Genomic DNA, 13,796 nt, shown 5'->3' on the forward strand with positions numbered 1-13,796 from the left:
TCTTTGCCTTTACGACTATCTATGCTTATTACTATATTGCAGAGACAAACTTGGCCTATCTCGTACGGGGTAAATACAGGGGAATTGCTTTTATTGCACTAAAAATCATCCTTTTAGGAGCCATTTTCTTCGGATCCGTAAAAACTGCATCAACAGCATGGGCAATGGGAGATATCGGACTCGGAATTATGGTATGGCTAAACTTAATTGCGATTCTATTGTTATTTAAACCAGCGCTTATTGCTTTACAGGACTACGAAGAGCAACTTAAACAAGGAAAAGATCCAGAATTCAATTCATCTAAATATGGAATTAAGAATGCTGATTTCTGGGCAAATGGATACGAAAGTCCAGAACAGAGAAAGAAAAAGAACGTTTCTTAATGTGAAACTTTCATCCGCTAAAAACTCACGTTAAATAAAAAATTGAAGTCTATAACATTTTAATAGAGGTGGGTTGTTTCATAAGGAGCTCAATAACCTTATGAGACAGCCCCTTTTTATATTTATTTTATACGAATTACGTATTTCAAGTGAAAGAACTAACATTTTTCGCTGGGACAATCGGTAATTCAAAGCAGTAATGAATCTCTTGATACCCTGAACACAATCTATAACTTGCTTGCGAATATTATCGCGGTATCTCGATCCTTCAGAGCACTCATGAAATCATCGGCAATGCTCTCCATCTCGGCTCCTTCATTAACAAATACTAGAATTATCCTTTCTCTATCAATCCAAACTGATAGGCACATCAAGGAAGATTTTCTCCCCCACTCACTCACAATATCGGACATTTCCTGTTGTTTTCTGTTTCCCATAGGAATCCGGAATATTTGGAATTATAACGCTCTTTGTTTCCCTTTTTTCTTAGGAATCTAAAAAAATTGGAAACATAGTGCTATTTGTTTCCTTTTTTTCACAGGAGTCTAAAAAATTGGGAAACATTACGCTATATGTTTCCTTTTTTTCTTAGGAATCTAAAAAATTTGGAACATTACGCTATTCGTTTTCTTTTTCCCACAGAAATCTGGAATATTTGGAAACATCACGCTATTTGTTTGGGAATAGAAACAGCATCATGAAAGCTTCAAGATCTATTAGCTTCGGCTTTGATTCATTTATGTATTCTCCAGCTGAATTAAAATTGGTTTCTTTCTATTAGGTCAATTAAACTCAAAACCAATATATCACATATTGATTTATTAGTCTATATTATTTCCAGTTTATTTTATTTACTCAGATATTTATTTTACAAACAGAAAAAATCGCAAACGCGACTTTAACGCGACCTAAATGATGATTTTACGTATCATAGTAAATTAAGCATTTAACCAAAATATTTATTTGAGTAGGAGGAGGTGATTAACCTCCGACCTCTCACAACACTGTACGTACGGTTCCCCATACGACGGTTCTATTAAGATATCTAACGCAAGGCTTCATAACGAGATTGTAGACTTTTAAGCCCTCGATTAATTCAAAAGAGTTATCGAGGGTTTTGTGTAATACTGGACTGTTTGAAATACGCCAATAGCCTTATCGACTATTTCCCATTCATAGGCTTTTCAATCTGGAACGCCTAATCTAATAAGGTTCCGTATCTTTTTCTTTGGTTTCTTCCAGTTTTCCATAAGCCAGTTCGGGACTTTCACCCTAGAGATTACACCCATGCCTGGCGCACTAAAAAAAAGCGAAGAGGATTCCCTCTTCGCTTTTTTAAATCAGTTCTTTAGAGCTTAAAACTATACCATCTTCATCCGCATAAATGTAATCGCCGGGATTCCAATCAATCCCTCCAAATGTAACAATAATATCTATTTCTCCCTTCCCATCCTTTTTGCTCCTCAATGGGTTACTTCCGAGCGCGAGAATTCCTATATCCAATTTGGCCAGCTCTGCAGCATCTCTAACACATCCATTAATAATGATACCTGCAAGCTTCCGGTTGACAGCAATTTCACCTAACATATCACCAACCAACGCACATCTTTTCGAACCGCCTCCGTCCACTACAAGGACATTTCCTTCTGGTATTGTTTCTAATGATTGTCTCACTAACACATTATCTTCAAATACTCTCACTGTTGAGATTGGACCATAGAACTGCTTCTTTTTTCCGAACGAGCGGAATTCTTGCTGGCATACTTCCAATTCCTTACCGTATTTATCACAAAGATCGGCTGTTTTCTTCATCATCCTTCAACCTCCTAAGCTATTTTTGTTTCTCATCTTCTATTTATTTCATTATAAATAATGATAATCCCTTTATTATCGGAAAAATATGTGTTTACCGAGCATATATCTTAAATGAGTCACCTTTTTTCAATAGTAATACCAGAATAAATGATTCTAGCCTTACAAGGATCGCAAAAAAAGGAGGCATTATGATGATATTAATGATTGTGACAACACTCGGTTTTGTCATTTCCTTAGGTATTGTTGGAATCATTCTGCATTATTTTACGAATAAAGCACTGAATCTGGAAGACGCAAAGACGATAGATCCTATTCCAAACGATGAAGCGACTGAAAGCGGAGAATAAAAAAGTGATGACCTTTGATATTATTTCGAATGAATGAGCTGGCTATTTTAACATAGCCGGCTTTTATTCGCTTAATAATATCTTATCGTTATTCCTCCTACAAATTGTATACAAATGACACCTAATGGAAAAATTATGGATGAAGAAACCTATAGGAGGAAAGGTATGTCATCTAATAATAAAATGCCCCAATTTCCTGAGTCTTATTGGAGAGAAGCTCCCCTTCCGTCATTCGGAAAGCTCACTGAACATACTTCTGTTGATATCGCCATTGTTGGAGGCGGGATTACCGGAATTACAGCTGGTTCCCTTCTTGTGAAAGAAGGGTTAAAAGTAGCTATCTTGGAGGCTGGAAACATTCTAACGGGAACAACTGGTCATACTACAGCAAAACTTACCGCCCAGCATGGATTGATTTACGATGAATTTATTAATCACTTTGGTCTGGAAAAGGCAAAGCTTTATTACGAAGCGGAAATGGGTGCGATTGATTTTGTTCGCAGCCAAGTACAAGATAAACAGATTGATTGCGACTTTAGTGATCAGCGTGCCATTATGTATGCAACTTCAGATCAGTATGAGAAGAAACTTCAAACGGAAATGGAAGCATACGAAAAGCTTGGGATTAATGGCAAGCTAGAGGATAGTATTCCTTTTAATATTAATACAAAAGCGGCCCTTGTGATGAATAACCAGGCACAATTCCACCCATTAAAGTATTTAAATACTTTGCTTCAGGATTTTCTCGAAGCTGGCGGCATTGTTTATGAAAATACAACTGCTGTGGACATTGGGGAAAATGACCATCCTGTCGTGATTACAAGAGATGGACACCGAGTAAAATGTAAACAAGTAATTGTTGCCTCTCACTACCCATTTGTAGACATAATGGGATTTTATTTTGCAAGAATGTATGCCGACCGCTCCTATATACTAGGAATCAAAACAAACACAGATTTCCTAGAAGGTATGTATATAAGCGCTGATGAACCAACCCGTTCGCTCAGATATACGCCATATAATGGGGATAAATTAATCCTTGTTGGAGGCGAGAGCCATAAAACAGGGCAGGGTATTAATACAATGAAGCATTATGAAGCACTTGAAAGCTTCGCAGAAGAGGTTTTTGGGATTACCGAATTCCCTTACCGCTGGTCAGCGCAGGATTTGGTTACATTGGACAAACTCCCTTATATAGGTAGAATTACGGCCACTAAACCAAATATTCTCGTTGCTACTGGTTTCCGAAAATGGGGAATGACGAATGGAACAGCGGCAGCTATGCTTCTAAAGGATATTATTATTGGAAAGGAAAATCCTTATGAAGAGCTTTTCTCTCCTTCTCGATTCCAGGCGGATCCAAGTCTTAAAAAGGTTATCTCTATTAATACAGATGTTGCTGGTCATCTCATTAAAGGAAAGCTCGCCGTTTCGCCAAAAGAGCTCGATGATATCGAGAAGGATGAAGGCGCTGTTGTGATGATTAATGGAGAAAGAGCCGGAGCGTATCGGGACAAAGAAGGAAACATTCATCTCGTTAATACAACCTGCACACATATGGGCTGTGAAACAGAGTGGAATGAGGGAGATAGGACATGGGATTGTCCTTGCCATGGATCAAGATATGCGTATGATGGAGAAGTACTAAACGGACCAACCAAATTACCTCTTAAGAAAATCGATTTACAATAGAAATAGAAAAAATCCTCTTCATGAAAAATATGAGAGGATTTTTTCTATTTTCTTTAAGACTTTGCAAGTGTATTTTATTGGCAGTCAAACCAGCCTTATGCATACCTGCTCACTCTTGTTTTCGTCCCGAATAAAACCTTTTCGCACGTAGGCTGGTAATCAACAATAATCGCTAACATAGCCTACTTTTTAAAAATATAACTGCCCCTTATTACTCTTGTCGGCGGCTTTTTTGCGGATTATCATGGCCTGTTGTAAACTCGACTAACTCTGAGCTCGTCCTATTGCCTTTTTTCGCATTCTTATTGCGTTCCGCATTTGCATTACCCTGTTTTTTTCTGCCCATAGCTTCCTCGACTCCTTTTTACTATTTCAAAAAGTAGTATGGGCGAATATTGAAACTTTATTCTAATGATTATTTTCGTTCATCGAAATCGATTATTTTACCAGCACGCATTACTTTCTTTGAAGCTTGTATGCCAAGCTCCTTCGTAAATTTCCTAAGTTCTCTTTCATCTCTCTCTGTAACTAAGGAAATAACTGTTCCGCTCGCGCCAAATCTCCCAGTTCTTCCTGAACGGTGAACATATTGCTTCAAATCTTTTGGGAAATCGAAATGAACGACATGGGTGACATCTTTAATATCTAACCCTCTAGCCGCTACATCTGTCGCAAGCAGCAAATTCGTCTTTCCTGTCCGAAAATCCTTTAAGGCATTTTGCCGATCGATTTTATTTAAATCACTATGCAGAGTGCTTGTTAAAATTTTTTTATAAGATAACTTCTCTGACATGACTGTTAAATTCCCTATATCCTTGACAAAGACAAGTGCTTTAATGGATTCCAGTCTTGAGATTTTTTCAAGCATCATGATTTTGTCTCTTTGTTCCGTAATAAAGTAAATATGATCAACATTGGCAGCGTTGATCGTTTCATCTTTTTCAACTCTGATGATTTCAGGATCTGCTGTTAATTCGCGTGCCAGCTTTTCTGTTCCCTGCGGCAAAGTGGCAGAAAATAATATCGTTTGACGATCACTTAAAGCGGACTTCACGATATTTCGGATCGTTTCTAAATGCTCAGGAACAAGCATTTGATCTCCCTCATCAAGCACGATCGTCTTAACTTCATGCATTTTTAGTTTTTTCTGTTTAATTAACTCCAGCATTCTCCCTGGTGTTCCTAAAGCTATATGAGGATGCTTTTTCAATTTCTCCAGCTGCCTCTTAACATTGGCGCCCCCAATAAAAGAGGCTGCCCGAATTCCGCTGCCCTCAGACCACTTTTGAATTTCTTCAAAAATTTGCATGACAAGTTCTTGGGAAGGAGCAAGAATCACGGCCTGAATGCTCTTTTGATCGCTTTCAATTTTCTCTAAAATCGGCAATAAATAAGCCAGCGTCTTACCAGTCCCTGTCGGTGATTCAGCAATAAGATCCTTTCCGTCAAGTGCAGCAGGTATTGCCTTTGACTGTATCGTTGTAGGCTGTGAGAAATTCGACTTTTTCCAAACCTCTTGGATAAATGGTTTTAGTTCGCTAATTAAAGTTTGTGTCATAAAGGACTCCTTATATGTAAACATTCATTTTTTGAAAAGTATTTTCGCTACTGATACTAGCGTATCACGCAAAAGATGTCTAGTCTTTGTCAGCTTTTATGAGGAATAGTGAGACACCTGTCCGGTCATATTATTAATGAGGAGGTGAATCCTTTGTACCGTATGGTTTTCAGCATGTTATTTATAGGATTACTTGTTTATACCTCACCTATTCATGCCAGGGAACAAGGGGAGAAGATTGAAGTATATCATATAGATGAAGCAAAGGTTATAAAAGAAACCCCTTCTACTGCTACCATTCATTTAGAAGCAAAAAAGTATCTATCTAATATTTCCGGTGTTTATAAAAAAATAAATCCAATTCCGAATAAGGGCTTTATTGTCAGGATTCCTCTTCGCCCTCCTCTTGAAGTTCAAAATCAATGGATTCACACTCTTGTAGACGAAATGAGTATTTTTTATCCAATTGGAGAAGACCCTTACATCATGATTTTTGATGATGAAAATAATGTTTACTTTTTTACAATAGATGGGAATATTTTAGACTTTAGTAAAATGACTAAAGAGTTAGGAATAACCCCTAAAAAAGGTGAGACCTATCAATAATAGGTTTCACCTTCATTGCTCCTATGGTTTCACATGTACATCTTGCCCATCCCTCCTAATTTGCATATTCCTTCATATTTTTGGAATCTAATGTATACTATATTTAGGGAAACGAAATAAAAAAGGAAAGAAGTGTTAGAAAGGAATGAATCCTGATTCAAAGCGGAATTTATTCATAATGTGGTTCGCCAATTTCTTCGTGGCTGGCAGCATGACAATGGTTTTGCCATTTCTCTCTCTGTACATTGAGACGTTTGGGAATTTTTCTTCAACTTATGTACAGCATTGGTCTGGATGGACGTTTGCCATTACCTTTGTTGCAGCTTTTCTCTTCTCGCCGATCTGGGGAAGAATTGGTGATTTATACGGGAGAAAGAAAATTCTCATTGTTTCAGGCTTAGGAATGGGCTTATCCATTTTCCTCATGGGATACGTCACTTCTGTCTGGCAGCTTTTTATGCTCCGGCTTTTTATGGGGATCTTTACAGGCTTTATTCCGATGTCGCAAGCATTTATTTCAACGCAAACCCCAAAGAATATTGCAGGCAAGGTAATGGGGACTTTACAGACTGGCAGTATTACAGGTTCGTTGATGGGCCCAATGTTAGGTGGAGCTCTAGCGGATATATTTGGCTATGCTGATACATTTAAGTGGACTTCGATTTTCATTTTTATTTCTGCACTACTCGTCATATTAACTAAAGAAATAATTCTCCAAAATAAAGAAGATAAGAAAACAAGTTATTCTAGTAAAGAAGTCATTCTTCATATTATTCGCCACCCTGTTTTGTTAACCGTTCTGCTCATTTCAGCTCTTATTCAAATGGCTCACTTTAGCATCCAGCCCATTCTCTCTTTATATGTCAGTGAGCTTCATGGTACGGAAAATCTTGCATTTTTTGCCGGAATTGCTTTTTCTGCAGGTGGGCTGGGGAATTTGATGATGGCTAGAAAATGGGGGGAAATTGCCGACCGCTACGGCTATATCAAAATTCTAGTTATTTTGCTTTTTCTGGCTGGGCTTTTCTATCTGCCTGGAGGATTTGTCACGAATTATTGGCAGCTGGTGCTCATTCGATTTACTCTTGGCGTGACAATCGGAGGAATTATTCCCGTCCGGATTGCTTATATCCGGCAGGAGGCGCCCATCGCCATGCAAGGGGAAGTTCTTGGCTACAACACAAGCCTTCGATTTTTCGGAAATATTATTGGTCCCGTAATGGGCGGACTTATTTCAGGTTATTTTGGCTTTTCAGCTGTATTTATTACAACAAGCCTGCTCCTGATCGTGAGTGGATTTATTTTATTAGTCGCTATGAACCGAAATTCGGAAATGACTGGGGTAAGCTTGAGTAAAAAAAGAATGCCCTCTTAATCAGCGGGGCATTCTTTGCTTGTTATTTAACTTCTAAAACAATGCTTGCATAATACTTGTTGCCGATATGGGCATCAAGCCTCCATACTCCAGAAGATGGAAAGGTCATCTTTACATGCTGTGAAGCTTGAGCTTGAAGTACATCCTTTAAATCTTCATTTTGCGGAAGTGTAATTTCCCAATTATTAGCCCGAACCATCTCAATCCTCTTACCTGTATCCTTTTGAGTTGCAGTTATTGTAAGCCATTCTCCTGGATTCTCCTTTAAATCCTCTCCCCAAAAAAACCATCTTATTTTGTAAGCTTTACCAGCCTTTATGTCTTCTGAATCCATATAAACTGCCTTTCCTTTTAAGCCTCTTAAAATAGATTGATGTCCTCCATCAGATGGTGCTGGAAAGTTTGGAGTTATATTCCAGTTCCTTGTGTTATCTGGGTGCAGGAGGAAGGTTTCCTTTTTCCCATCCCATTTCACTATCACTTCAACCGTTTCATTTTCCTGCATCATTGCACCGCTATTTGGCCCTGAATGATTGGAGAATGATTTCTTATCCATTTCGTCTAATGATCTGCCGCTTCCACCTGCGGTTGTTTGAAAGCTATAGGATAAAGGTTTTCCCTTTATTTCAGCAAATTCGCCTTTATACTCGATATAAAAAAATTCTTCCGATTCACTTTCATAACCAATACGTCCACTCTCTTTTTTGGAAAATACACCTTTTCCAAAAAATTCATGTGTCGCTATCCAATGCTCGCTTTCCCCAGAATATAGGTAATCATGAATAACGATATTCTCGTCTTTGTCTTTTTTCTCTGCAGCATTTTCAGTGGACAGGAGTGTTTTATCACTTGTTAAAAAATAAATGGCTCCGACAGTAAGGACTATACAAACTGCCCCACTTAATAAATACTTTATTGGAAGAGTAAAGGATTTTTTCTTTTTCGGCAAATTCGAAAGGGTATGATGGACTCGATCCTTTACTGCAAGAGGTGTTTCAAACTCCTCTTCTTTTATTATCTTTTTGATGCTCGTGTCAAATTTTGAGTGGTCCATCTTCATCTCTCCCTTCATCATTCACCTGATTAAGATAGTTTGCGAGCATCGCCCGTGCGCGGTTTAATCTTGATTTTACTGTGCCTTCCCTAATATTAAGAACTTGTGCTATATCCTTTATGGAACAATCTTCAAAATAAAATAACACGACAACTGTTCGGTAATTTTCATTTAACTTTGATATAGCTGCTCTTAATTCATCAAATTCATTTTCAGCTTTTTGAGGCTCAGCCAAGTTTTCCATATTATTATACGAGAGGCTTTTCTGCTTTTTCTTTAACATATCGTTGCATTCATTTATTAAAATCCGAATTAGCCATGTTTTGAAATAGGCTGGATTTTTCAGCTTAGAAATAGAATGATAACTTTTCAAAATCGTTTCCTGTATTGCATCTGCACAATCCAATTCTTCTTTCAGAATCCCCTTCGCTACCCGATAAAGGGAAGATTCACAATTTCGTATTAATCGTATAAAAGCCTCCTGATTCCCGCTCTGGGCAAGAAGAACATCATTTTCCGAAAGCACCATCATCCCCCCTTGTGCTCATTAGACCTTAATTGGTGCAGAAAGGTTCCAAAAAATTAATAAATCGGTGGATATTTGTATGTTATTTGAATTTCAATTATAAAGGGAGTTTTTGATAGAAGAGTAGTTGCACTTTACTAACTTTAGTCTGTGCTCCAGGCAGAACATTAGCTTTCATATCCTTACAAAGGAGGTTAAAGGACACAAATGCTCCATATCTCAATTCCATGTCCTTTAAAAGGGGTTTAAAGGACATAAAAACTGGCAAATTCCAACCCCATGTCCTATAAAAGGAGGTTAAAGGACACAATAGCTGACCAATCCCAATTCCATGTCCTTTACAATAAGTTAAAATGAATCAAAAGTTGGCAAATCTAACTTCTATGGGATCCGGGTAAAACAGTATCCATGAGAGGTCATGACAGCGTTCCAAAATTGGCAACTGCATCGAGTCAGCTTCCCTGAGCCAGTTTGTGTTAAATTTTTTTAAGAAAAAACACTTGAACAGCCCTCCATATTTTACGGGAGGGCTGCAGTTTATTTTAAATCAAATTCATATAATGAGGACTTTCATGTATGTTTATTCCTATTTATTCATTCTCATGAAGTTAAATTTTACCTCGTAATTATAATCGGCTCGCCTTTTGTAACGACAATCGTATGCTCACATTGTGCGACTAAGCTCTTATCCGGTGTCACGAATGTCCAGCCGTCACTAAGCTCCATTACCTCTTCCGCTCCCATTGAAATAAATGGTTCAAAAGCGATGACCATTCCATCTTTAAGCAATTGGGTATCCCAAGGCTCAAAATAGTTTAAAATATGATCTGGCTTCTCATGGAGAGATCTTCCAATTCCATGACCAGTTAGATTTTTTATAACGGTATAACCATTCTGATTGGCCACTCGGTTGACTGTTTTTCCGATCATGCTTAGCCTGGAGCCTGCTTTTATCTTTTTCAATCCTTCTTCAAATGCCTTCTGTGCTGTTTCACAAAGGTGGAGAAGCTTTTCATTTGAATCTCCAACCACAATCGATAATCCAGTATCTGCGAAAAATCCGTTTTTGGATCCAGAAACATCAATATTGACAAGGTCCCCTTCGGTAATGATTCGATTTCCCGGGATGCCGTGTGCCACTTCCTCATTTACACTGATACAAGTAAAACCCGGAAAGTCGTATTCTCCTTTTGGACCAGATACTGCACCGTATTTTTCAAAAAGCTCCCCTGCATAATCATCCAGTTCTTTCGTTGTTACGCCAGGCTTCGTCCGTGCAATCAATTCATCGCGGATGACCGCAACAATTTTTCCAATTTCTTTTAAAGCCGCTAATTCTTCATCATTTTTGACAATCATATGATTCCTGTCCCTTCAATAATTGGTTTTCTTCTTTATATTATATTCTATTTTTCGAATAACGTAAAAACACCCCAAAAAGATGGAGGTGTTTTAAAAAAGATTAGCTTATTTTAAAACCAATTTTACCAAATTGATTGGCTTGTTCCATCCTGTTAAACGCTTGTTCAAATTGATCAAGGGTAAAAACTTTATCCATAACCGGCCGAATCTGGTGACTCTCTACAAATTGCAGCATTTCTTTATATTCTTCTGCACTCCCTAATGTGGATCCAAGAAGATTTTGCTGAGCATAGAAAAAGGTCCGGAGATTAATATTGACTTCATCTCCCGCTGACGCTCCAAATGTCACAATGGTTCCGCCTGTACGAAGAATCTCTAGTGACTTATTAAAGGTAGCGGCACCGACAGATTCAATCACAAGGTCCATCTTCAGTCCTTCCAATGCTGTATTCCAATCTTCATGACTATCAATAGCTCTGTAGGCTCCAATCTCTAACGCCTTCTCACATTTCTCCTTCGAACGTGAGCTTACATATACTTCAGCCCCAGCAGCTTTCGCAAATTGCACTAAAAATGTTGCAACCCCGCTGCCAACTCCCGGGATAAATACCTTCATTCCCGGCTGGACTTTTCCTCTTGTAAACAAGGCCCGATAAGCAGTCAATCCTGCTAATGACAGTACACCTGCTTCTTCCCAAGTTAAATATTCTGGTTTTTGCTCCACATTTTCCTCTAGTAAAATAATATATTCACCAAAGGTGCCATGGAAAGGAAGACCGACAATTTCAAAGCCGGCCGGTGGTGCATCACTCTTTTCCCTCCAGCCAAGGCCAGGATTTATCATAACCTCATCCCCAACTTGTACAAGAGTCACTCCTTCTCCAACTGCCTCCACGATTCCAGCCCCATCAGAACCAATGACTAAAGGAGGCTCTGTAGACTTGTGGCGCTCAAGAACAAATAGGTCACGATGATTTAATCCTGCTGTTTTAAGCTTTACCTTAATTTCTCCCGCCTTTGGCTCCATTTCCGCTATTTCTCCATATGTAAGTCCCTCAAAACCAGTCTTTTCCGCATGAATTACTGCCTTCATCACGATCACTCCAATATCTAAAATGTCTTTATAACCTTTATATTACTTGTAATTAGATTGAATTTGAAATATTTCAACTCTTTTAATCACTTTTTACTTCGGCTTTATGGATGGTTGGTGTTTTTTATAGGATTGAAACAAAACACTTACATTGGGCACCTCTATGTTAGTGGTTTTCCCGATACTTCAACAAAACCCTTACATAGAACAACTCTATGTTAGTGGTTTTCCCGATACTTCAACAAAACCCTTACATAGAACAACTCTATGTTAGTGTTTTTTCCCTGATACAACAAAATGCTTACATTGATTAATTGGTTTAATTAACCAATTTTGTTAAACTAATTTAAAATGAATCTACGGAGGTTATCAATTGGGCTGGTCTGAATTTGAACAAGTAAAAAGGGAGTACACCGATTTTTATAAAAAAATTGACGAAGAAATCATTATACTTTTATGTAAAAGAAAAGCTGCTGCAAAAGGAAAGCGTTATTCTCCTCCTGCTGAAATATTGGAGGAGTTGTCACAAAAATATAAGATGAAGGTTTCAGAGATCGGCTGGCTTATGCATGAATTAAATGATGGAAGCGGGCCATTTTACATGCCAGAGGGGCCCGGTGAGCTACTGGGTGTTATTCAAATTATGAAAAAATCAACTGTCGGAGATTTTGAATATATTTTAACTCACGCGATGCAGCATGAGAACGGAAGCATCGTGACGTTAGAAATCAATTATAAAAATAAAGAAAACGAAAACATAGGACATATTATTCCACATTTAATGCTTGAGGTAACAGGCACTATCGACTATAAGGTAGCAAAAAAGGGATCTCGCGGCGGCGGCGGGAATACACAAATGAGCTTTCTCATCTCCCCTCCTCTGCCCTCTGAACTCAATGAGATCCATTTTGCATTAATTCCATATGCTCCACCTATGGAGTTCCCTCCAAAAGAAGTCGTGCTTGATCAGGAAGTTATTTTCCGAAAAAGCTGACCAAATTAAACTATTCTACAAAACCCTTTCAAAACAAACAAATTGTGCATGTTTATTTTCTTATTATGGTCATATATTTGTACAAAGCCCGAATCAGTTTTTTCGTGGAACTTAAAGAACGACTAAACAAGAACAGCTCAGTTGGGAGGGTTTTGAATGCTCATAAAAAGAAGAAGGAGATGGACTGTTAAAAAGGGGCCGCTTCCCTTTAAATATGTTTTTCTGATTACGTTTGTTATTTTTATCCTAATAACCATTTTCAGTGTTATTATCATAAACAAAAAGCTTGAGCCAACATTAATAGGGATTGCCGAAACGAGAGCCCGCCAATTCGCAGTTCAGGCAATAAATGATGCGATTGCCAAAAAAGCTACAGAAAGCATTGATATTAATGAATTAATCGTGAAGCATGAAAATGCCGGTGATGCCAGTTACAGTTTTAACCCTCAGTATAATAAAGTCATTTCGGAATTAACGATTAGAGTACAGGAATATTTAGATTTAGTTGAAGCTGGGGATTTAGAGCAACTTGAAAACTTCAAGAATGATATTAATATTGATAAAGAAAAAACAAAAAGCTCGAAAGGGATTGTTTATCATATCCCATTAGGTATGGCCACACAGATGACGTTACTTTCCAATCTTGGGCCAGAAATCCCCGTCAGGCTAGAAATCCTCGGAGATGTCACTTCAGATTTAGAAACAAAGATTGTGGAAACAGGCATTAATAATACGTATCTCGAAGTCTATATAAATGTAAGAGTGCATATGAACGTCATTATCCCTTTAATCGAAGAACCGATTGAGGTGTCCAACCAGATCAAAATCGGCGACTGGTTTCATCCTGGTAAAGTGCCTCAATATTATAATGGTGGTGGAACTGGCAGTCCTAATCCAGTCATCATACCGCCGGCAAATAATTAATGGTACTTTTCATTTCATAGAAACTTCAAAATCAATTATTATAATATTAAGACAATCAAGAAGATGC

The 13,796-nt window shown here is 38.0% G+C and carries 14 protein-coding genes; 7 read left to right on the forward strand and 7 right to left on the reverse strand.

Translation table 11 applies throughout. The annotated features are described in order from the left end of the window. Positions 1 to 383 (forward strand): alanine:cation symporter family protein (locus V7127_RS00235; protein ID WP_335482806.1); only part of this gene is annotated, 383 nt, incomplete at its 5' end. 1,335 nt (positions 384 to 1,718) lie between these two features. On the opposite strand, the gene rraA is transcribed toward V7127_RS00235, so the two are convergent. Further along, a complete protein-coding gene (gene rraA, locus V7127_RS00240; protein WP_335482808.1) occupies positions 1,719 to 2,198 on the reverse strand; it encodes a ribonuclease E activity regulator RraA in 480 nt (159 codons plus the stop codon). A 188-nt stretch (positions 2,199 to 2,386) separates the two neighbouring features. Between rraA and V7127_RS00245 the strand changes: the two genes are divergently transcribed. Both V7127_RS00245 and V7127_RS00250 read left to right on the forward strand, forming a co-directional pair. Further along, positions 2,387 to 2,545: a hypothetical protein gene (locus tag V7127_RS00245; protein ID WP_335346663.1), complete on the forward strand. Its 159-nt coding sequence runs from the start codon at positions 2,387 to 2,389 to the stop codon at positions 2,543 to 2,545. Between the two features lie 165 nt (positions 2,546 to 2,710). Further along, positions 2,711 to 4,237, forward strand: a complete 1,527-nt coding sequence (locus tag V7127_RS00250) for an FAD-dependent oxidoreductase (RefSeq protein ID WP_335482810.1) — start codon at positions 2,711 to 2,713, stop codon at positions 4,235 to 4,237. A gap of 211 nt (positions 4,238 to 4,448) precedes the next feature. On the opposite strand, the gene V7127_RS00255 is transcribed toward V7127_RS00250, so the two are convergent. After that, on the reverse strand, positions 4,449 to 4,583 hold the full coding sequence (locus V7127_RS00255) for a hypothetical protein (protein WP_335346665.1): 135 nt from the start codon (positions 4,581 to 4,583) through the stop codon (positions 4,449 to 4,451). 69 nt (positions 4,584 to 4,652) lie between these two features. Continuing rightward, the gene (locus V7127_RS00260; protein ID WP_335482812.1) at positions 4,653 to 5,795 is read right to left on the reverse strand and encodes a DEAD/DEAH box helicase; all 1,143 of its coding nucleotides are present in this window, start codon (positions 5,793 to 5,795) and stop codon (positions 4,653 to 4,655) included. Between the two features lie 153 nt (positions 5,796 to 5,948). On the opposite strand from V7127_RS00260, the gene V7127_RS00265 reads away from it, so the two are divergent. Continuing rightward, a complete protein-coding gene (locus V7127_RS00265) occupies positions 5,949 to 6,401 on the forward strand; it encodes a hypothetical protein (RefSeq protein ID WP_335482813.1) in 453 nt (150 codons plus the stop codon). 145 nt (positions 6,402 to 6,546) lie between these two features. Continuing rightward, on the forward strand, positions 6,547 to 7,776 hold the full coding sequence (locus V7127_RS00270; protein WP_335482815.1) for an MFS transporter: 1,230 nt from the start codon (positions 6,547 to 6,549) through the stop codon (positions 7,774 to 7,776). A 22-nt stretch (positions 7,777 to 7,798) separates the two neighbouring features. Here the strand turns inward: V7127_RS00270 and V7127_RS00275 are convergent, their stop codons facing one another. The 4 genes from V7127_RS00275 to V7127_RS00290 all read right to left on the reverse strand — a co-directional run bounded on the left by V7127_RS00275 (position 7,799) and on the right by V7127_RS00290 (position 11,811). Next, positions 7,799 to 8,830 carry a hypothetical protein gene (locus V7127_RS00275; RefSeq protein WP_335482817.1) on the reverse strand — a complete coding sequence of 344 codons (1,032 nt, stop codon included), beginning with the start codon at positions 8,828 to 8,830 and terminating at the stop codon, positions 7,799 to 7,801. Next, positions 8,811 to 9,362 carry a sigma-70 family RNA polymerase sigma factor gene (locus tag V7127_RS00280; RefSeq protein ID WP_335346670.1) on the reverse strand — a complete coding sequence of 184 codons (552 nt, stop codon included), beginning with the start codon at positions 9,360 to 9,362 and terminating at the stop codon, positions 8,811 to 8,813. The genes V7127_RS00275 and V7127_RS00280 overlap by 20 nt, the downstream gene beginning before the upstream one ends. A 609-nt stretch (positions 9,363 to 9,971) precedes the next feature. After that, positions 9,972 to 10,715 carry a type I methionyl aminopeptidase gene (map, locus tag V7127_RS00285; protein ID WP_335482819.1) on the reverse strand — a complete coding sequence of 248 codons (744 nt, stop codon included), beginning with the start codon at positions 10,713 to 10,715 and terminating at the stop codon, positions 9,972 to 9,974. 103 nt (positions 10,716 to 10,818) lie between these two features. Then, entirely contained in the window at positions 10,819 to 11,811 is a 993-nt protein-coding gene (locus tag V7127_RS00290) for a zinc-binding dehydrogenase (protein ID WP_335482821.1), read from the reverse strand. A 373-nt stretch (positions 11,812 to 12,184) separates the two neighbouring features. On the opposite strand from V7127_RS00290, the gene V7127_RS00295 reads away from it, so the two are divergent. Together V7127_RS00295 and yunB are read left to right on the forward strand one after the other, a co-directional pair. Further along, the gene (locus V7127_RS00295) at positions 12,185 to 12,805 is read left to right on the forward strand and encodes a hypothetical protein (protein ID WP_335482823.1); all 621 of its coding nucleotides are present in this window, start codon (positions 12,185 to 12,187) and stop codon (positions 12,803 to 12,805) included. Between the two features lie 156 nt (positions 12,806 to 12,961). Then, positions 12,962 to 13,729 (forward strand): sporulation protein YunB, encoded by a 768-nt coding sequence (gene yunB, locus V7127_RS00300; protein WP_335482825.1) that lies wholly within the window; start codon positions 12,962 to 12,964, stop codon positions 13,727 to 13,729. Positions 13,730 to 13,796 lie beyond the last annotated feature (67 nt).

This window comes from Bacillus sp. JJ1773, from assembly GCF_036962035.1.
GTDB lineage: Bacteria > Bacillota > Bacilli > Bacillales > Cytobacillaceae > Cytobacillus.